This window comes from Pseudomonas sp. MWU318 (assembly GCF_016756945.1).
Taxonomy (GTDB): domain Bacteria; phylum Pseudomonadota; class Gammaproteobacteria; order Pseudomonadales; family Pseudomonadaceae; genus Aquipseudomonas; species Aquipseudomonas putida_A.
Genome location: NZ_JAESJL010000006.1, coordinates 19090 through 38810 on the forward strand (window position 1 = coordinate 19090; position 19721 = coordinate 38810).

Here is a 19721-nt window from a genome sequence, read left to right on the forward strand (position 1 = left end):
CCATGACCGCGCCCTGGCAGCCGTTGCTCGATTGGTGGTTCGGACAAAGCGAATCACCGGACGAGATTGCGGCTGACAAGGGCAAGTTGTGGTTCGGCAAGAAAGACAGCCAAGACCTCGAAGCGCGTGAGCGTTTCGGGGTCTTTGTCGATCAGGCCCTCGCTGGCGAATTGACCGAGTGGACGCAACGTCCCGAAGGTTGGCTGGCGCTGGTGCTTCTGCTTGATCAACTGCCGCGCATGATCTTTCGCGACACGCCCAAAGCATTCTCGGGTGATCTGCGTGCGCAGAAACTTGTCGCGCAGGGCATTGCAGCGGACTTCGACCGGCAACTGAAGCCGATTCAGCGGGTATTCATTTATCTGGTGTTCGAACACTGCGAAAACCTCGCGGTGCAGAACGAAGCCGTTTCGCGCTTTATCGATCTGGTGGCTGAGCAGCCGGAAAGCGAGCGGGCGGTGTTTGCCGACAATCTGGACTATGCCGAGCGGCATCGGAAAGTGATTGCGCGGTTTGGAAGGTTTCCGCATCGCAATGCGGTGTTGGGACGGGAGTCTACGGCGGAGGAGTTGGCGTTTCTCAGTCAGCCTGGGTCACGGTTCTGATTTGTTGAGTTCAAGGATTGCCGTTCAACAGCCTCTTCATCAAAAGTGAAGGCAGGCTTTTTCTTGAGTCGACAATGATATGAACGAAGACGGTTTTTTCTCTGACTTCATAAATGACTCGGTTCATCCCGGAAATGATTTGTCGGTATTGACCAAGGTTGAGCTTCTCGACTTCCTCGGGGATTGAACCGGAATAAGGAAGGTCTGCGAGACCAAGAATGGCGGTCTTGAGATCAGCGTAGGTACTCTGCCACGTCTGACTCGAGAACTGTTTGATAAGGTAGGTACGGAGTTCTTTGAGATCTGTCTGTGCGGACTGAAGAATAACGACCTTTAAACTCATTGATGGTCGGCCCTGTCCAAGTCCGCGAAAACATCCTCAGCGTCTCGATACTTGCCTTCCTCAATCTCCCGATTGCCCATTGCCAATAGCTTCAGCAAAGCCATCGTGTCTTCTTGCTCCTCAAAGCTTTTCACGTCCATAACTACAAGCTTGGCTTCACCATTTTGGGTGATGACCAATGGCTCACGGCTTTCAGTGATCGACTTGACGATCTCCGCTGTATGACTTTTGAGGTAGCTGATCGGTTTGATTTGCGATGAAAGCTTCATGGTTGAGTCTCGCCAAATTGAACAGGACTGAGTTTAGTCTTAATTCAGTCCAGCGTCATTGCGAGCTGACCAGCGTATTTCAACTCAAAATTCAATCGTCGCTAACGCCGTCATCGCCAGCAGGCAGCCTCCCAAAGGGGATCTGTGTCGTTCACAAAAACCTGTGGGAGCGGGCTTGCTCGCGAAGACTCCAGTGGCCGCGCCTCAGATCCTGAAGCTGCCCACCAGCTGCTTCAATCGCGCCGCCTGCTGCTCCAGATCCGAGCACGCACGCAAGGTTGCCTGCAGGTTCTCCACACCTTCCTGGTTCAGCGTGTTGATCTCGTTGATGTCGACGTTGATCGACTCGACCACAGCCGTCTGTTCCTCAGTCGCAGTAGCCACCGACTGGTTCATGCCGTCGATCTCGCCGATGCGCTGGGTCACGCTGCCCAGGCGTTCGCCGGCCTGGTTGGCGATGCCGACGCTGCTTTCGCTCTCGCGCTGGCTCTCGGTCATGATGCTTACGGCCTGACGCGCGCCGACTTGCAGTTCTTCGATCATCTTCTGCACTTGCTGCGCCGAATCCTGAGTGCGGTGGGCGAGGTTGCGCACCTCGTCAGCGACCACGGCGAAACCACGGCCAGCCTCTCCGGCGCGGGCCGCTTCGATGGCAGCGTTTAGCGCCAGCAGGTTGGTCTGTTGCGAGATGCTGGTGATCACTTCCAGAATCTGCCCGATGTTCACCGTGTTGCTGTTGAGGGTTTCGATGTTGCCGCAGGAGTCGCTGATTTTTGCCGACAACTGCTGCATCGCGTGGATGGTTTTATCCACAACCTGCTGGCCGTCGACCGCCAGGCTGCGCGCATCACTGGAGTGCTGCGAGGCGAGGGCGGCGTTCTGGGCGATTTCCTGAGCGGCGGCGCCGAGCTGGTTGATCGCCGCGGCCACGCTGTTGGTGCGGCTGGCCTGCTGATCAGAGTTGTACATCGACGAATTCGATGCGGCGACCACTCGCAGGGCGACTTCGTTGACCTGGCCGGTGGCCGAGGACACTTCGCGGATCGAGGTGTGAATACGCTCGACGAAGCGGTTGAACGACAGGCCAAGCGCGCCGAATTCATCATGGCCGTGGATCACCAGACGCTTGGTCAGGTCGCCTTCACCTTCGGCGATGTCGTGCATGGCGCGGCCCATGGTCAGCAGCGGTTGCATCAGCACGCGGATCAGCATGCCGAGCAGGGCGATGATGATCACCACCGCGATCACCATGGCGATCAGCGCCGAGGTGCGGAATTCGCTGAGCATCGAGAACGCGGTGTCTTTGTCCAGCACCAGCGCCACGTACCAGTCGGCCGATGGCACGCCGTTAACGCGGGTGAAGGAGATCAGTTGAGTCTTGCCGTCGAATTCGACTTCTTTCAGGCCCGGGCTGACTTTCGGTGCGCCGTTTGGATAAGCCTCGGCGAGGGTTTTCAGGACCAGTTTGCTGTCCGGGTGAATCAGAATCTTGCCATCGGCGCTTACGATGAACGCATGGCCGTGGCCACCAAAGTTGAGCGAGTTGATGATCGCGCTGACGCTGGTCAGGTCGATATCCGCGCCGGCCACACCGATCATCTGGCCCTGACGTTGCACCGGGGTGGCGACGGTGATTACCAGTTTGCCCGACGATGCGGCGATGTAGGGTTCGGTGACGATGGTCTGTTGGGCGCTGTTGGCTGCCTTGTACCAGCCACGGGCGCGCGGGTCGTAGTCCGGCGCGCGATTGCCGGCGGGTACCGAGAACATCACGCCGTCAGCGCCGCCGAAGTAGCTGAGCTGGAAATTGCCGGTGTAGGCGGGCAGGTCGATGATGCGCTTGAGGCTGGCCGGGGCGCTGCCGTCGGCGGCGACCTGCTGCGACAGCGATTGCAGCAACTGGATGCGGCTTTCCAGCCAGGTCTGGATGTTGCTGGTGGTCAGGCTGCCGAGTTCCTGCATCGAGGCTTCGGTGCTGCTGCTCAGGGCTTCGCGTTGTCGATAGTCGTTGAACAAAATGAAACAGGCGAACGCAACGGCCACCACGAGGGCGGCAGCCAACAAGATCTTGTGGCTGAATTTCATGTTTCTGGTCATCGAATGAACTACCGCGAAGGGGCTGGTCGAGAAAGGGCGGCAATTTGCCACACTCGGGGGCTTTGCGCTGCTCTTATTTCGACCGCCGCGCGCCAAAGATTAGGCGTCTTTGATGAAATGCGACGAAATGCTCAATAGCCGCACAAAGTGTCTGATTTACCGGTAAATGCCAGACGAGCGGAGCGATAAATAGCCCTTTCTGAAGGGAACCAGATGAGGGTTTTCTCTTCTAAGCTTCTGGTTGGCACCATGCCATCCCCCTTCCGCTCCAGGAGTTACTTCATGTCGCTGCGATCTATCGCCCTTCTGACTTTTTGCGTGCTGTTGGCCGCGTGCAGCAAGGTCAATCAGGAAAACTATTCCAAGCTTTCGGCCGGCATGGCCAAGGCCGAGGTTGAGACGCTGCTCGGCAAACCCACCGACTGTTCGGGTGCGCTCGGCATGTCCAGTTGCACCTGGGGCGACAAAAACAGCTTTATCAGCGTGCAGTACGCCGGTGACAAAGTGCTGATGTTTTCCGGCCAAGGCCTGAAGTAAACCGGGGCTACGCGCCCACGGGAGAAAAATAATGAAGCGGTTATTGTTCGTCCTTTTTGCCGGCCTGGTACTGGCCGGCTGCGCCACCCACGGTGAAGATCCGCTGGCGCCCAAGACGGCTCACAGTGTCAATCTCAAGCGTTATCAGGGCACCTGGTATGAACTGGCGCGCCTGCCGATGTACTTCCAGCGCAACTGCGCGCAGTCCGAAGCCCATTACTCGCTCAGACCGGACGGCAATGTCGATGTGCTCAATCGCTGCCTGACCTCCGACTGGCAGTGGGAAGAAGCCAAAGGCAAGGCTTATCCACAGGTACCCGGCAAGACCGACAAGTTGTGGGTCGAGTTCGATACTTGGTTCTCGCGCTTGATTCCGGGTGTGGCGAAAGGCGAATACTGGGTGTTGTACGTCAGCGACGACTACAAGACCGCCATTGTCGGCGATCCGAGTCGCAAGTACATGTGGTTGCTGTCGCGCACGCCAACGGTCAATGGCGTAGTGCGCGAGGAGCTGCTGAGCAAGGCGCGTCAGCAGGGTTACGACACTACGCGACTGATCTGGCGGGCGTCGGATCGGCAGATGGCGAAGACTTCGAACTAAAGGTCATCACAAATCAAATGTGGGAGCGAGCCTGCTCGCGAAGAGGGCGTGTCAGTTAACGAAAATGTTGCTGATACACCGCTTTCGCGAGCAGGCTCTCTCCCACATTTTTGTTTTGTGTCAGCCTAAAAGTTCGCGCAGAACCTGGGTGAAGGCGCGTGCGCTTTCCTCTTCGCCCGCGTGCCGTCCATCGCGCACCACCCACTGACCATTGACCAGCACATCGCGCACCTGGCGATCGCCACCAGCGAACAACCAGCGATTCAAAATCCCGTCACCACTGGCGGTCGCCAGATACGGATCATTGCCATCGAGCACGATCCAGTCCGCCCGCTTGCCGACTTGCAGCGCACCAATCGGCTGTCCCAAAGCCTGGGCGCCGCCGTCCAGCGCCGCGTCATACAGCGTGCGCCCAACCATCGGCTGATCCGCGCCATACAACCGGTTACGCCGCTGATCGCGCAGACGCTGGCCGTATTCCAGCCAACGCAATTCCTCGACCACGCTGAGCGACACATGGCTGTCGGAACCGATGCCCATGCGGCCGCCCTGAGCGAGGAAATCCACCGCCGGGAAAATCCCGTCGCCCAGATTCGCTTCAGTGGTCAGGCACAGGCCGGCGATGGCGCGACTCTTCGCCATCAGCGTGACTTCTTCCGGGTTGGCGTGGGTGGCGTGAACCAGGCACCAGCGCTGATCGACTTCGGTATTTTCGTAGAGCCATTGCAGCGGACGGCGACCGCTCCAGCTCAGGCAGTCATCGACTTCCTTCTGCTGTTCGGCGATGTGAATGTGCACCGGGCACTGCTTGTCGCTGGCGGCCAGCACTTCGCTGATCTGCTGCGGAGTGACCGCGCGCAGCGAGTGGAAGCACAGACCCAGTGATTGCGCTTTTTGCTGAGCCAGTAATGGCTGCAAGCGCGATTGCAGATTCAGGTAATTTTCGGTGCTGTTGATGAAGCGGCGCTGCCCATCATTGGGCGTCTGGCCGCCGAATCCGGAATGGCTGTAGAGCACTGGCAGCAGGGTCAGACCGATGCCGCTTTCGCTCGCTGCCTGACTGATGCGCAGTGCCAGTTCGGCCGGATCGGCATACGGCTGACCGTTGTTGTCGTGGTGCACGTAGTGGAATTCAGCAACCGAGGTGTAACCGGCCTTGAGCATTTCGATGTACAGCTGACGGGCGATAACGCCGAGTTGCTCGGGGCTGATTTTTCCGACGAGGCGATACATCAGGTCACGCCAGGTCCAGAAACTGTCGTTGGGATTACCGGCTACTTCCGCCAGCCCGGCCATCGCGCGCTGGAAGGCGTGGGAGTGCAGATTGGGCATGCCCGGCAGCAGCGGACCGCTCAGCCGTTCGGCGCCGTCTGCAGTGGAATCGGCCTGAATCTGGGTCAGCACGCCATCGGCGCTGACCTCGAGACGTACATTGTTGGCCCATCCGTTAGGCAGCAGCGCGCGTTCGGCAAAGAAAGCGGACATGGTTCAGCACCCCATCGTGTGTTATTTGTATATACATATACAGACGTTTGCCTGCCCGGTAAACTCCGGCAAGCTAGCAACTTTCATCCAATGAACAGGGATCAACCGTGCCGACTCCGCCTCCAGTCTCCCCGTTGGCCGCGAATATGGGCGACAGTCCGGCGCCCTTGTACGCCCGCGTCAAACAGATGATCACCCAGCAGATCGACAGCGGTAACTGGCCACCGCACTACCGTGTGCCATCGGAAAGCGAACTGGTCAGCCAGCTCGGTTTCAGCCGCATGACCATCAACCGCGCGCTGCGCGAAATGACCGCCGACGGCCTGCTCGTGCGCATGCAAGGTGTAGGCACGTTTGTCGCTGAACCGAAGAGCCAGTCTGCGTTGTTCGAAGTGCACAACATCGCTGATGAAATTGCCTCCCGTGGACATCGCCACACCTGTCAGGTGATCACCCTCGAAGAAGAGGCCGCCGGCTCCGAGCGCGCGCTGGCGCTGGACATGCGCGAAGGGCAGAAGGTGTTCCACTCGCTGATCGTGCATTACGAAAACGACATTCCGGTACAAATCGAAGACCGTTTCGTCAACGCGCTGGTCGCCCCGGAATACCTCAAGCAGGACTTCACCCTGCAGACCCCTTACGCCTATCTCAACCAGGTCGCGCCACTGACCGAAGGCGAGCACGTCGTCGAGGCGATCCTCGCCGAGCCGTCCGAGTGCAAGTTGCTGCAGATCGAAAAAGGCGAGCCTTGCCTGCTGATCCGTCGCCGCACGTGGTCGGGGCGTCAGCCGGTGACCGCCGCGCGTTTGATTCACCCAGGTTCCCGTCATCGTCTGGAAGGACGCTTTCATAAATGAGTCAGGTAAAGGTTTTACGCGCTGAAGGCTACCCGCGCATGCCGTGGAAAAACGGCGGCGGTAGCACCGAGGAAATCACCCGTGACGCCGGTGCAGGTCTGGATGGTTTTGGCTGGCGCCTGTCGATTGCCGACATTGCCGAATCCGGTGGGTTCTCGACTTTTGCTGGTTACCAGCGAGTGATTACGGTGCTGCAGGGCGATGGCATGACCCTGTGCGTCGATGGTGATGACACACGCCCATTGTTACCGCTGGATCCGTTTGCGTTCAGCGGCGAAAGCCAGGTGTCCTGCACTTTGCTCGGTGGTGCGATCCGCGACTTCAACCTGATCTACGCGCCACAGCGTTACAGCGCGCGGTTGCAGTGGCTGGAAGGCGAGCAGCGGTTTTTCAGCTCGGCGATGACGGTGCTGGTGTTCAGTGTCAATGAGTTACTGCAAGTGCAGGTCGGTGACAGCACTGCGCAACTCGGCCGCCATGATTGCCTGCAACTGGACGGTAACACCGGTCTGGTTGAAGTTGCGGTGAATGCAGCGTGCTGCGTGATCGAGCTGACTGCGCGCTGATTAAAAACTTAAAAGATCGCAGCCTTCGGCAGCTCCTACAGTGGAATTGATGTCCACCCTGTAGGAGCTGCCGAAGGCTGCGATCTTTTGCTTTTGGGGTGTTCCCAACCCACGCACCAACTTGTTACCGAACGCCCCAGCGTGGCGCAAAACCACGGGTTCGTAACGATCCGCCGAATCCTCAATTCCTCCCCGCAAAAATTTTCATCCACGCCGCAACCCTTGTCTCAGGCGCTCTGCGGCCCTGTCCGCAATTTTTCCTGAGCGATCCTTCAGCAAGTTGGCCGCTTGATTGCATATGCTTGTATGTACAAGTAAAGACGTATGCGTATAAGTCCGCAGCGTCCACTGATTCGCTTGTCGCGCATTGAGGCGCGCAGGCTGCTTGCCCACTGCCAGGGTTGGTTTGAATTGATCGCTGAGGAGTCTTTTTCGTGACTGACAATAAGCCTACAACTGCCGTTTATACAAAGAGACGTGACGTCGAAATCCGTGCATCGCGCGGCAACAAGCTGACCGCCAAGAGCTGGCTGACCGAAGCGCCGCTGCGCATGCTGATGAACAACCTCGATCCGGAAGTGGCCGAGAATCCGAAAGAGCTGGTGGTCTACGGTGGCATCGGTCGCGCGGCGCGTAACTGGGAGTGCTACGACAAAATCGTCGAGAGCCTGACCAATCTGAACGATGACGAGACCCTGCTGGTGCAATCCGGCAAGCCGGTTGGCGTGTTCAAGACTCACAGCAACGCTCCGCGCGTACTGATCGCCAACTCCAACCTGGTGCCGCACTGGGCGAGCTGGGAACACTTCAACGAACTCGACGCCAAAGGCCTGGCCATGTACGGCCAGATGACCGCCGGCAGCTGGATCTACATCGGCAGCCAAGGCATCGTTCAGGGCACCTACGAAACCTTCGTTGAAGCCGGCCGCCAGCACTACAACGACAACCTCAAAGGCAAGTGGGTGCTGACCGCCGGTCTGGGTGGCATGGGCGGTGCTCAGCCACTGGCCGCTACCCTGGCCGGTGCCTGCTCGCTGAACATCGAATGCCAGCAGGTGAGCATCGATTTCCGCCTGAAAAGCCGTTATGTCGACGAGCAGGCCAAAGATCTCGATGACGCCCTGGCGCGCATCGCCAAATACACCGCCGAAGGCAAAGCGATTTCCATCGCGCTGCTGGGCAACGCGGCAGAAATTCTGCCGGAACTGGTAAAGCGCGGTGTGCGCCCGGACATGGTCACCGACCAGACCAGCGCCCACGACCCACTCAACGGCTACCTGCCGGCTGGCTGGACCTGGGACGAATACCGCGCCCGCGCCAAGACCGAGCCGGCCGCTGTGATCAAGGCCGCCAAGCAGTCGATGGCCGTCCACGTCAAAGCGATGCTGGACTTCCAGAAACAAGGCATTCCGACCTTCGACTACGGCAACAACATCCGTCAGATGGCGCAAGAAGAAGGCGTGGAAAACGCGTTCGACTTCCCAGGCTTTGTACCGGCCTACATCCGCCCACTGTTCTGCCGTGGCATCGGTCCGTTCCGCTGGGCGGCGCTGTCGGGTGACCCGCAGGACATCTACAAGACCGACGCCAAAGTCAAAGAACTGATCCCGGACGACGCGCACCTGCACAACTGGCTGGACATGGCCCGCGAGCGCATCAGCTTCCAGGGTCTGCCGGCACGTATCTGCTGGGTCGGTCTGGGCCTGCGCGCCAAGCTCGGTCTGGCGTTCAACGAAATGGTGCGCAGCGGCGAGCTGTCGGCACCGATCGTGATCGGTCGCGACCACCTCGACTCCGGCTCGGTCGCCAGCCCCAACCGCGAAACCGAATCGATGCAGGACGGTTCCGACGCCGTGTCCGACTGGCCACTGCTCAACGCCCTGCTGAACACCGCGAGCGGCGCGACCTGGGTTTCCCTGCACCACGGCGGTGGTGTGGGCATGGGCTTCTCGCAGCACTCGGGCATGGTGATTGTCTGCGACGGTACTGACGAAGCGGCCGAGCGTATTGCGCGCGTGCTGCACAACGACCCGGCGACCGGTGTCATGCGTCACGCCGATGCCGGTTACCAGATCGCCATCGATTGTGCGAAGGAGCAGGGCCTGAACCTGCCGATGATTACCGGTAAATAAACCGATAGCCCTGTAGGAGCTGCCGAAGGCTGCGATCTTTTGATGTTGATTTTTTAAGGTCAAGAGATCGCAGCCTCGTTTCACTCGACAGCTCCTACAGGTGTAGGAACCAACCCAGAATAACAATCCACAGAGGTTGAATCATGGCTGTAACCCCCGATCGTGCAGGCAACAAACCGTTGATCGAAAGGCGTTCGATCGACTACATCCCGGAAGCGGAAAGACACGGTCGTCTGTTGAGCCAGTTCACCCTGTGGATGGGTGCGAATCTGCAAATCACCGCGATTGTCACCGGGGCCCTGGCCGTGGTGCTGGGCGGTGATGTGTTCTGGTCGTTGATTGGTCTATTGCTCGGTCAATTGCTGGGCGGTGGCGTGATGGCGCTGCACGCGGCGCAAGGGCCGAAACTGGGCCTGCCGCAGATGATTTCCAGCCGCGTGCAATTTGGCGTTTACGGTGCAGCGATCCCGATCGTGCTGGTGTGCCTGATGTACCTGGGTTTCACCGCCACCGGTACGGTGCTTTCCGGTCAGGCGCTGGGCCAGTTGTTTGGCGTCAGCGACACCGTCGGCATCCTGCTGTTCGCCAGTGTCATCGTAGTGGTCACGGTGCTTGGCTATCGGGTGATCCACTGGATCGGCCGGGTTGCCAGTGTCATCGGCGTGATCGCCTTCGTGTATCTGTTCAGCCGTCTGCTGAGCCAGGTGGATGTGGGCGCACTGTTGCAGATCCGTCACTTCAGCTGGAGCAGCTTCCTGCTGGCGGTGTCGCTCGCGGCCTCCTGGCAGATCGCGTTCGGCCCTTATGTGGCTGACTATTCGCGTTACCTGCCGAGCAAGGTTTCCTCGGTGAAAACCTTCTTTGCCGCTGGCGCCGGTTCGGTCATCGGCGCGCAGGTGGCGATGGTCCTCGGCGTGTTCGCGGCAGCTTCGGCCAACGGCCAGTTTGCCGGTCACGAAGTGGCCTACATCGTCGGGCTGGGCGGCACCGGTGCCACGGCGGCGCTGCTGTACTTCAGCATCGCGTTCGGCAAGGTGACCATTTCGACGCTGAACTCCTACGGCAGCTTCATGTGCATCGCCACCATCATCAGCGGCTTCCGTGGCCACCTGACGGTCTCACGCCTGCAGCGTCTGGTGTTCGTGCTGGTGATCGTCGGCGCGGCCACCCTGATCGCCTTGCTCGGTCAGCACTCGTTCCTCGGTGCGTTCAAGTCGTTCATCCTGTTCCTGCTGGCGTTCTTCACGCCATGGAGCGCGATCAACCTGGTCGACTACTACTGCATCACCCGCGAGCGCTACGACGTGCCGGCGCTGGCCGATCCGAACGGTCGCTACGGGCGCTGGAACCTGCTCGGGATCAGCGTCTATGTGTTCGGCGTGCTGGTGCAACTGCCGTTCATCTCCACCAAGTTCTACACCGGCCCGCTGGTGGCCGCCCTCGGTGATGTGGATATCTCCTGGATCATCGGTCTGGTGCTGCCTGCTGCCCTCTATTACGTGTGCGCAAAAAAATGGCACGGCTCAGTGCCTGATCAACTGATTCTGCCGGTCGAGCAGAACAGCGTTGTACCACCTGAAAAAAGTGGGGCCGGGCGCGCTGCGGCGCAGGCCTGATTGGACGTGGACAGGGCTGGATGCCTCTTGACTGCCGTAAGCCAATTCATGATTAGGAGCGTCGCAACAATGAAATCGAACAAGACCCTGCTCACCACACTGTTGTCCATGGGCCTGCTGGCCAGTGCCGGTGCCACTCAGGCAGCCGGTTGGTGCGAGTCCGGTAAACCGGTGAAATTCGCCGGTCTGAACTGGGAAAGCGGCATGCTGCTGACCGACGTGCTGCAAGTGGTGCTGGAGAAAGGTTACGACTGCAAGACCGACAGCCTGCCGGGCAACTCCATCACCATGGAGAACGCCCTGAGCAGCAACGACATTCAAGTGTTCGCCGAAGAATGGGTCGGCCGCAGCGAAGTCTGGAACAAGGCCGAGAAGGCCGGCAAGGTCGTCGGTGTCGGCGCCCCGATCGTCGGCGCTATCGAAGGCTGGTACGTGCCACGCTACGTGATCGAAGGCGACGCCAAACGCAAGATCGAGGCAAAAGCGCCGGACCTGAAAAACATCGCCGATCTGGGCAAGTACGCGGCTGTTTTCAAAGACGCCGAAGAGCCGTCCAAGGGCCGTTTCTACAACTGCCCGGCGGGCTGGACCTGCGAGCTGGACAACAGCGAAATGCTCAAGAGCTACGGCCTGGAAAACACCTACACCAATTTCCGCCCGGGCACCGGCCCGGCCCTGGATGCGGCAGTGCTGTCGAGCTACAAGCGTGGCGAGCCGATCCTGTTCTATTACTGGTCGCCAACCCCGCTGATGGGCCAGATCGACGCGGTCAAGCTTGAAGAGAAACCGGGCGTCGACAAGAGCGTGAGCATCAAGGTCGGCCTGTCGAAAACCTTCCACGAGCAGGCGCCGGAACTGGTGGCGGTGCTGGAAAAGGTCAACCTGCCGATCGACCTGCTGAACCAGAACCTGGGACGCATGGCGAAGGAACGTATCGAGTCGCCAAAACTGGCGAAAATCTTCCTCAAGGAACATCCTGAGGTCTGGCACGCGTGGGTCAGTGACGACGCAGCCAAGAAAATCGACGCGGCGCTGTAGGTCGATACCTCCCGGTCAACCGTGAGGCTGGCCGGGAGATATGCCGTAAATCGCTTGATTGAGATTTCTGATTGAGAGCCGCTTATGTTTCCCGAAAGCTTTACCTTTTCCATCGCCGACTGGGTCAACGGTTGGGTCGATTCGCTGGTCACCAACTACGGTGATGTGTTCCGCCACATCTCGGACACGCTGCTGTGGGCCATCGTCAACCTCGAAGGCCTGCTGCGAGCGGCGCCGTGGTGGTTGATGCTGGCGATCGTCGGCGTGGTCGCCTGGCACGCCACGCGTAAAGTCGTGACCACCGCCGTTATCGTTGGTCTGCTGTTCCTGGTGGGCGCTGTCGGCCTGTGGGACAAACTCATGCAGACCCTGGCGCTGATGATGGTCGCGACGATCATTTCGGTGCTGATCGGCATTCCGCTGGGGATCCTTTCGGCGCGCAGCAATCGCCTGCGTTCGGTGCTGATGCCGCTGCTCGACATCATGCAGACCATGCCAAGTTTCGTGTACCTGATTCCGGTGCTGATGCTGTTCGGTCTGGGCAAGGTCCCGGCGATTTTCGCCACGGTGATTTACGCCGCGCCGCCGCTGATCCGCCTGACCGATCTGGGCATCCGCCAGGTCGACGGGGAAGTGATGGAAGCGATCAACGCTTTCGGTGCCAACCGCTGGCAGCAACTGTTCGGCGTGCAACTGCCGCTGGCCCTGCCGAGCATCATGGCCGGGATTAACCAGACCACCATGATGGCCCTGTCAATGGTGGTGATCGCCTCGATGATCGGCGCCCGTGGCTTGGGTGAAGATGTGCTGGTGGGGATTCAGACCCTCAACGTCGGACGCGGCCTCGAAGCCGGTCTGGCGATCGTGATTCTCGCGGTGGTCATCGACCGTATTACTCAGGCGTACGGTCGGCCACGGCATGAGGTGAGCAAATGAATAACGCAACCGTGAGCAAGATCGAAGTCAAAAACGTCTTCAAGATTTTCGGCAACCGCGCCAAGGACGCACTGGCGATGGTCGGCCAGGGCAAGACCAAGGATCAGGTGCTGAACGAAACCGGTTGCGTGGTCGGGGTCAACGACCTGTCGCTGAGCATCGGCACTGGCGAGATCTTCGTGATCATGGGCCTGTCCGGCTCCGGCAAATCGACCCTGGTGCGCCACTTCAATCGCCTGATCGATCCCACCAGCGGCGCGATCCTGGTCGATGGCGTGGACATCCTGCAATACGACATGGAAGCGCTGCGCGAATTTCGCCGGCACAAGATCAGCATGGTGTTCCAGAGCTTCGGCCTGCTGCCGCACAAGACTGTGATCGAGAACGTCGCCTACGGCCTGAAAGTGCGCGGCGAGAGCAAGCAACTGTGCGCTGAACGCGCGTTGCACTGGATCAACACTGTGGGCCTCAAAGGCTACGAAAACAAATACCCGCACCAGCTCTCCGGCGGCATGCGCCAGCGCGTGGGCCTGGCCCGGGCACTGGCGGCGGACACCGACATCATTCTGATGGACGAAGCGTTCAGTGCGCTCGATCCGCTGATCCGCGCCGAGATGCAGGACCAGTTGCTGGAGCTGCAAAAGACCCTGCACAAGACCATCGTCTTCATCACCCACGACCTCGACGAGGCCGTGCGCATCGGCAACCGCATCGCGATCCTCAAGGATGGCCGCCTGATTCAGGTCGGCACGCCAAGGGAGATCCTGCATTCGCCGGCGGACGAGTATGTCGACCGGTTCGTGCAGCGGCGGGCGGCAGTAGTCTGAAATGGATTGCCTTTGTGGCGAGGGGATTTATCCCCGATGGGTGGCGAAGCCGCCCCCAAACATTGCATGCGGTGCACCTGAAACATCCTGGCTGCAGGTTTTGGGGCTGTTGCGCAGCCCATCGGGGATAAATCCCCTCACCACAGGTTTTGTATCAAAGAATTGGTATGAGGTTTTAGATGTCCCAGGCTGAAAAAATCATCATCACCGGCAACCCCCTGCGTTGGCAGGACGTGGTCGCCGTCGCCCGTCACGGCGCCACTTTGGAGCTGTCGAGCGAGACCTGGGCGCGCATCGAAAACGCTCAGGGCATCGTCCAGCGCATCGTCGAAAGCGGCGAGCGTGCCTATGGCGTCAACACCGGTCTGGGTGGTCTGTCCAACGTTTCGCTGAAGGACGAACAACTCAGCCAGCTCTCGCGCAACACCTTGCTCAGCCACGCCTGTGGCGTCGGCCCGGTGCTGCCTGATGAGCAGACCCGCGCGATCATCTGCGCCGCAATCCACAACTACAGCCACGGCAAATCCGGCATTCACCGGCGGGTGGTCGAAGCGTTGCTGGCGCTGCTCAATCGCGGCATCACCCCGCAGGTTCCGTCGCAAGGTTCGGTGGGTTACCTGACGCACATGGCGCACATCGGCATCGCGCTGCTGGGCGTGGGCAATGTCAGCTATCGCGGGCAGATTATCTCGGCGCAACAGGCGCTGGCCGAAGAAGGCCTGCAACCGGTGCAACTCGGCGCGAAAGACGGTTTGTGCCTGGTCAACGGTACGCCGTGCATGACCGGCCTCAGTTGCCTGGCGATTGCCGACGCGACGCGTCTGGTGCAATGGGCCGATGTGATCGGCGCCATGAGTTTCGAAGCGCAGCGCGGGCAGATCGCCGCGTTCGATGCCGAGATCATCGCGCTCAAGCCGCACCCCGGCATGCAGCAGGTCGGTAGCAATCTGCGCGCCTTGCTCGATGGCAGTGAAGTGATCGCGACGAGCAAAGGCATTCGCACTCAGGATGCGCTGAGCATCCGCTCGATCCCGCAAGTGCATGGCGCTGCGCGCGATCAACTGGAACATGCGATCAAACAGGTCGAAGCCGAACTCAACGGCTGCACCGACAACCCGTTGCTGCTGGGCACGCCGGACAACTTCCGGGTGATGTCGCAGGCCAACCCGCACGGCCAGTCAGTGGCGATGGCGGCGGATCTGCTGGCGATTGCCATGGCTGAAATCGGCTCGATTGCCGAGCGCCGCCTCGATCGTCTGGTCAACCCGCACGTCAGCGGTCTGCCGGCGTTTCTGGTGGCCAATCCGGGGGTGAACTCCGGGATGATGATCGTGCAATACGTCGCCGCTTCGCTGTGTGCCGAGAACCGCCAGCTGGCGCAACCGGCAGTGCTCGACAACTACGTCACCTCGGGCTTGCAGGAAGACCACCTGAGCATGGGCACCAGCGCCGCGCTGAAGCTGCACCGCGCCCTGGAAAACTGCACGCAGATCCTCGCCATCGAATACCTGCTGGCGGCGCAGGCCTTTGAATTCCTCAAGGAGCAGCGCTTTGGCGCGGGCACTGACCGGGCGTGGCGCCTGCTGCGGGAAACCGTCCCGGCCTACGATCAGGATCGCTGGCTGGCGCCGGATATCGCCGCCGCCGCCAGCGTTCTGAAACACCCGAATGCGCTGCACAACGTATTACCGAATCTGCACTGACAATACCCATACCAGCGTGCCAAGGCGCTAATCGTCCACAAGACGGGAAGCGACGGATAACGGAATGCTCCGGAGCGACTGGTAGTTAATAACAATGTTCAAAAGGAGCATTTTAATGACTGCGCTGAACCTGATTCCCGGCCAACTGAGCCTGGCCCAATTGCGTGACGTCTATCAGCAACCGGTCAAGTTGACCCTCGACAACAGCGCTGCGGCGCAGATCGAGGCCAGCGTCGCTTGCGTCGAGCAGATCCTCGCCGAGAACCGCACCGCCTACGGCATCAACACCGGTTTCGGCCTGCTGGCGTCGACCCGCATTGCCAGCGAAGACCTGGAAAACCTGCAGCGTTCGCTGGTGCTGTCGCACGCCGCCGGCGTCGGCCAGCCGATCAGCGATGAGCTGGTGCGCCTGATCATGGTGCTCAAGGTCAATAGCCTCAGCCGAGGCTTCTCCGGCATCCGTCGCGTAGTGATCGACGCACTGATCGCGCTGATCAACGCCGAGGTTTATCCGCATATTCCGCTCAAGGGTTCGGTGGGTGCATCCGGTGACCTCGCGCCGCTGGCGCACATGTCGCTGGTGCTGCTGGGCGAAGGCAAGGCGCGCTATAAGGGCGAGTGGATGGAAGCCACCGAAGCGCTGAAAGTCGCCGGCCTGACCCCGCTGACCCTGGCGGCGAAAGAAGGTCTGGCGCTGCTCAACGGTACTCAGGTGTCCACCGCATTTGCCCTGCGCGGTCTGTTTGAAGGTGAAGACCTGTTTGCTGGCGCGCTGGCTATTGGCGGTCTGACGGTGGAAGCGGTGCTCGGTTCGCGCTCGCCGTTCGATGCACGTATTCACGCCGCTCGTGGCCAGAAAGGCCAGATCGACGCCGCTGCCGCTTACCGTGATCTGCTGGGCGAGCGCAGCGAAGTCTCCGATTCGCACCAGAACTGCGAAAAGGTTCAGGACCCGTACTCGCTGCGTTGCCAGCCGCAAGTCATGGGCGCCTGCCTGACCCAGTTCCGTCAGGCCGCCGAAGTGCTGGCCGTCGAAGCCAACGCCGTCTCCGACAACCCGTTGGTGTTCGCGGCTGAAGGCGATGTGATTTCCGGCGGTAACTTCCACGCCGAACCGGTGGCCATGGCCGCCGACAACATGGCCCTGGCCATCGCCGAAATCGGCTCGCTGAGCGAGCGCCGCATCTCGCTGATGATGGACAAGCACATGTCGCAGCTGCCGCCGTTCCTGGTGGCCAATGGCGGCGTCAACTCCGGTTTCATGATCGCCCAGGTGACCGCGGCCGCACTGGCCAGCGAGAACAAAGCACTGTCCCATCCGCATTCGGTCGACAGCCTGCCGACCTCGGCCAACCAGGAAGACCACGTGTCGATGGCTCCGGCCGCCGGCAAGCGCCTGTGGGAAATGGCCGATAACACCCGCGGCATTCTCGCGGTGGAATGGCTGGCGGCGGTGCAGGGGCTGGACCTGCGCAACGGTCTGAAGACCTCGGCCAAGCTGGAACAGGCGCGGGCGATTCTGCGGCGCGAAGTGCCGTTCTATGAGAAGGACCGCTTCTTTGCGCCGGACATCAATGCGGCGACCGAGTTGTTGGCTTCGCGCTGCTTGAGCGAATTGGTTCCGGCGAAATTGCTGCCTAGTTTGTAAGTGTTTTTCAGGGGGAGTTTTGTTGTTGCTGAAATCGATCCCCCTCACCCCAGCCCTCTCCCCCAAGGGGGAGAAGGGGAAGGGAGCCAATCTTCATTGTTTTCAGAGCCGGAGTTCGGCTCAAGATTCTCAGGTCGATGTATCTCGACAGAACAACCCGGTCAGTCCCCTCTCCCTCCGGGAGAGGGCTAGGGTGAGGGGCTTTTGAAGGCTCCCCACCAAACCAATTCCAACGGAGGCCAACAGTGAAAACCCTCTGGCAACACTGCCACGTCGCAACCATGGCGCAGGGCGTCTACTCGATCATCGAGGATGCGGCCATTGTGACGTCCGGTGCGCACATCGAGTGGATCGGTCCGCGCAATCTGCTGCCGTCCGGCGAATACCCGGCGGTCAACGATCTGCAAGGCGCGTGGGTGACCCCGGGCCTGATCGACTGCCACACCCACACGGTGTTCGGCGGCAACCGCAGCGGCGAATTCGAGAAGCGTCTGCAAGGTGTCAGCTATGCCGAGATTGCCGCGCAGGGCGGCGGCATTGCCAGCACCGTGCGCGCCACCCGTGAAGCGACTGAAGACGAGCTGTTCGCCAGCGCCGCCAAGCGTCTGAAAAGCCTGATGCGCGACGGCGTGACTACGGTCGAGATAAAGTCCGGCTACGGTCTGGACCTGGCCAGCGAACGCAAGATCCTGCGGGTGATTCGCCGGCTCGCCGCTGAACTGCCGATCAGCGTGCGCAGTACCTGTCTGGCCGCCCACGCGCTGCCGCCGGAGTACAAGGATCGCGCTGACGACTACATCGAGCACATCTGCGCCGAGATGCTCCCGGCATTGGCCGCCGAAGGGCTGGTCGATGCTGTGGACGCGTTCTGCGAATACCTGGCGTTCTCGCCGGAGCAGGTCGAGCGGGTGTTCGTCACCGCACAAAAACTCGGCCTGCCGGTGAAGCTGCACGCCGAGCAATTGTCATCGCTGCATGGCTCCAGACTGGCGGCGCGGTTTCACGCGTTGTCTGCCGACCATCTGGAGTTCATGGACGAAGACGACGCCATCGCCATGGCCAAGTCCGACACCGTCGCGGTGTTGCTGCCGGGGGCGTTCTACTTCCTGCGCGAAACCCAGCTGCCGCCGATGGACGCCCTGCGCAAGCACAAGGTCAAGATCGCTATCGCCAGTGACCTCAACCCCGGCACCTCGCCGGCGCTGTCGTTGCGCCTGATGCTCAACATGGCCTGCACCTGCTTCCGCATGACCCCGGAAGAAGCCCTGGCCGGCGCGACCATTCACGCCGCGCAAGCGCTGGGCATGGCTGATACCCACGGTTCGCTGGAAGTCGGCAAGGTCGCGGATTTCGTCGCCTGGCACATCGATCGTCCGGCGGATCTGGCCTATTGGCTCGGTGGTGATCTGGACAAACGCGTCGTGCGTCACGGCGTCGAATCAAGTCTGTAGGAGAGCGGTTGTGGATAAGGTTCTGAGTTTCAAACAAGGTCGCGTACCGCTGCTGATCAGCATGCCGCATGCCGGTGTGCGCCTGACGCCTGCGGTCGAAGCCGGGCTGATACCGGACGCGAAAAGCCTGCCGGACACCGACTGGCACATTCCGCAGCTCTACGATTTTGCCGAAGAGCTGGGCGCCAGCACCCTGGCGGCCGAGTATTCGCGGTTCGTCATCGACTTGAACCGTCCGTCTGACGACAAGCCGTTGTACGCCGGCGCCACCACAGGCCTGTACCCGGCGACGCTGTTCGATGGCATTCCGTTGTTCCGCGAAGGTCAGGAACCCTCCAAAGCAGAACGAGCAACTTATCTGGAACAGATCTGGACACCGTACCACCGCACCCTGCAGCAAGAGCTGGCACGGCTGAAGGCTGAATTCGGCTATGCGCTGCTGTTCGATGCGCACTCGATCCGCTCGATCATTCCGCACCTGTTCGACGGCAAACTGCCGGATTTCAACCTTGGCACCTTCAATGGCGCCAGTTGCGATCCACAATTGGCGACGCAACTGGAAGCCATCTGCGCCCGTCACGATCATTACAGCCACGTGCTCAACGGCCGCTTCAAGGGCGGCCACATCACTCGCCATTACGGCAACCCGGCCGAGAACATCCATGCCGTGCAACTGGAGCTGTGCCAGAGCACCTACATGGAAGAGTTCGAACCGTTCCGCTACCGCGCCGATCTGGCGGAGCCGACGCGGGTGGTGCTCAAGGAGTTGCTCCAGGGTTATCTGGCCTGGGCAAAGTCTCACTACAGCGCCTGACCTGCTTCCTGTAGGAGCTGCCGAAGGCTGCGATCTATTGATCCTAAATTTTCACGGCAAGAGCAAAAGATCGCAGCCTGCGGCAGCTCCTACAGCGGTGCAGGTTTGATTCGTGTTCTGAAGCATGCTCATTGACGTAAATCGGGTTTATGATGCCGGACGGCAGAATAATAGAAGTCCCCCCAGGGATGACCTC

The 19721-nt window shown here is 60.3% G+C and carries 18 protein-coding genes and 1 pseudogene; 14 read left to right on the forward strand and 5 right to left on the reverse strand.

Going from position 1 to position 19721, the window contains the following annotated elements; translation table 11 throughout:
• The first annotated feature begins 2 nt into the window (after positions 1-2).
• Positions 3-605 (forward strand): DUF924 family protein, encoded by a 603-nt coding sequence (locus JN524_RS15395; RefSeq protein ID WP_202369889.1) that lies wholly within the window; start codon positions 3-5, stop codon positions 603-605.
• A 10-nt stretch (positions 606-615) separates the two neighbouring features.
• On the opposite strand, the gene JN524_RS15400 is transcribed toward JN524_RS15395, so the two are convergent.
• The 4 genes and pseudogenes from JN524_RS15400 to JN524_RS27520 all read right to left on the reverse strand — a co-directional run.
• Entirely contained in the window at positions 616-948 is a 333-nt protein-coding gene (locus tag JN524_RS15400; protein ID WP_202369890.1) for a type II toxin-antitoxin system RelE/ParE family toxin, read from the reverse strand.
• A complete protein-coding gene (locus JN524_RS15405) occupies positions 945-1217 on the reverse strand; it encodes a type II toxin-antitoxin system Phd/YefM family antitoxin (protein WP_047290864.1) in 273 nt (90 codons plus the stop codon). Before JN524_RS15405 ends, JN524_RS15400 begins: the two co-directional genes overlap by 4 nt.
• A gap of 204 nt (positions 1218-1421) precedes the next feature.
• A complete protein-coding gene (locus JN524_RS27515; RefSeq protein ID WP_371260421.1) occupies positions 1422-2186 on the reverse strand; it encodes a methyl-accepting chemotaxis protein in 765 nt (254 codons plus the stop codon).
• Between the two features lie 93 nt (positions 2187-2279).
• Positions 2280-3314: pseudogene (locus JN524_RS27520) on the reverse strand (cache domain-containing sensor histidine kinase); the annotation flags it as partial.
• A 282-nt stretch (positions 3315-3596) separates the two neighbouring features.
• Here JN524_RS27520 and JN524_RS15415 point away from each other — a divergent pair.
• Positions 3597-3851: a hypothetical protein gene (locus tag JN524_RS15415; RefSeq protein WP_003220802.1), complete on the forward strand. Its 255-nt coding sequence runs from the start codon at positions 3597-3599 to the stop codon at positions 3849-3851.
• A gap of 31 nt (positions 3852-3882) precedes the next feature.
• Positions 3883-4452, forward strand: a complete 570-nt coding sequence (locus JN524_RS15420; RefSeq protein WP_096794672.1) for a lipocalin family protein — start codon at positions 3883-3885, stop codon at positions 4450-4452.
• A 120-nt stretch (positions 4453-4572) separates the two neighbouring features.
• Here the strand turns inward: JN524_RS15420 and JN524_RS15425 are convergent, their stop codons facing one another.
• Complete coding sequence (locus JN524_RS15425) at positions 4573-5937, reverse strand: formimidoylglutamate deiminase (protein ID WP_098966772.1); 1365 nt, start codon at positions 5935-5937, stop codon at positions 4573-4575.
• Positions 5938-6083: 146 nt separating this feature from the next.
• Between JN524_RS15425 and hutC the strand changes: the two genes are divergently transcribed.
• The 11 genes from hutC (at position 6084) to hutG (ending at position 19525) form a co-directional block, all read left to right on the forward strand.
• Entirely contained in the window at positions 6084-6794 is a 711-nt protein-coding gene (hutC, locus tag JN524_RS15430) for a histidine utilization repressor (RefSeq protein WP_162803449.1), read from the forward strand.
• Complete coding sequence (locus JN524_RS15435) at positions 6791-7360, forward strand: HutD/Ves family protein (RefSeq protein ID WP_202369892.1); 570 nt, start codon at positions 6791-6793, stop codon at positions 7358-7360. The genes hutC and JN524_RS15435 overlap by 4 nt, the downstream gene beginning before the upstream one ends.
• A gap of 434 nt (positions 7361-7794) precedes the next feature.
• The gene (hutU, locus tag JN524_RS15440; protein WP_027611281.1) at positions 7795-9492 is read left to right on the forward strand and encodes a urocanate hydratase; all 1698 of its coding nucleotides are present in this window, start codon (positions 7795-7797) and stop codon (positions 9490-9492) included.
• Between the two features lie 143 nt (positions 9493-9635).
• Positions 9636-11108, forward strand: coding sequence for a purine-cytosine permease family protein (locus JN524_RS15445; protein WP_202369893.1), 1473 nt, complete (start codon positions 9636-9638; stop codon positions 11106-11108).
• 69 nt (positions 11109-11177) lie between these two features.
• Positions 11178-12146: an ABC transporter substrate-binding protein gene (locus tag JN524_RS15450; protein WP_007961756.1), complete on the forward strand. Its 969-nt coding sequence runs from the start codon at positions 11178-11180 to the stop codon at positions 12144-12146.
• A gap of 84 nt (positions 12147-12230) precedes the next feature.
• Positions 12231-13082, forward strand: coding sequence for an ABC transporter permease (locus JN524_RS15455; protein ID WP_007949591.1), 852 nt, complete (start codon positions 12231-12233; stop codon positions 13080-13082).
• Positions 13079-13909: a quaternary amine ABC transporter ATP-binding protein gene (locus JN524_RS15460; protein WP_047601084.1), complete on the forward strand. Its 831-nt coding sequence runs from the start codon at positions 13079-13081 to the stop codon at positions 13907-13909. Before JN524_RS15455 ends, JN524_RS15460 begins: the two co-directional genes overlap by 4 nt.
• Before the next feature lie 179 nt (positions 13910-14088).
• Entirely contained in the window at positions 14089-15612 is a 1524-nt protein-coding gene (gene hutH / locus JN524_RS15465) for a histidine ammonia-lyase (RefSeq protein ID WP_202369894.1), read from the forward strand.
• 115 nt (positions 15613-15727) lie between these two features.
• A complete protein-coding gene (hutH, locus tag JN524_RS15470; RefSeq protein WP_202369895.1) occupies positions 15728-17260 on the forward strand; it encodes a histidine ammonia-lyase in 1533 nt (510 codons plus the stop codon).
• 245 nt (positions 17261-17505) lie between these two features.
• Complete coding sequence (gene hutI, locus JN524_RS15475; RefSeq protein ID WP_202369896.1) at positions 17506-18711, forward strand: imidazolonepropionase; 1206 nt, start codon at positions 17506-17508, stop codon at positions 18709-18711.
• Between the two features lie 10 nt (positions 18712-18721).
• The gene (hutG, locus tag JN524_RS15480) at positions 18722-19525 is read left to right on the forward strand and encodes an N-formylglutamate deformylase (RefSeq protein ID WP_202369897.1); all 804 of its coding nucleotides are present in this window, start codon (positions 18722-18724) and stop codon (positions 19523-19525) included.
• The last annotated feature ends 196 nt before the right edge of the window (positions 19526-19721 follow it).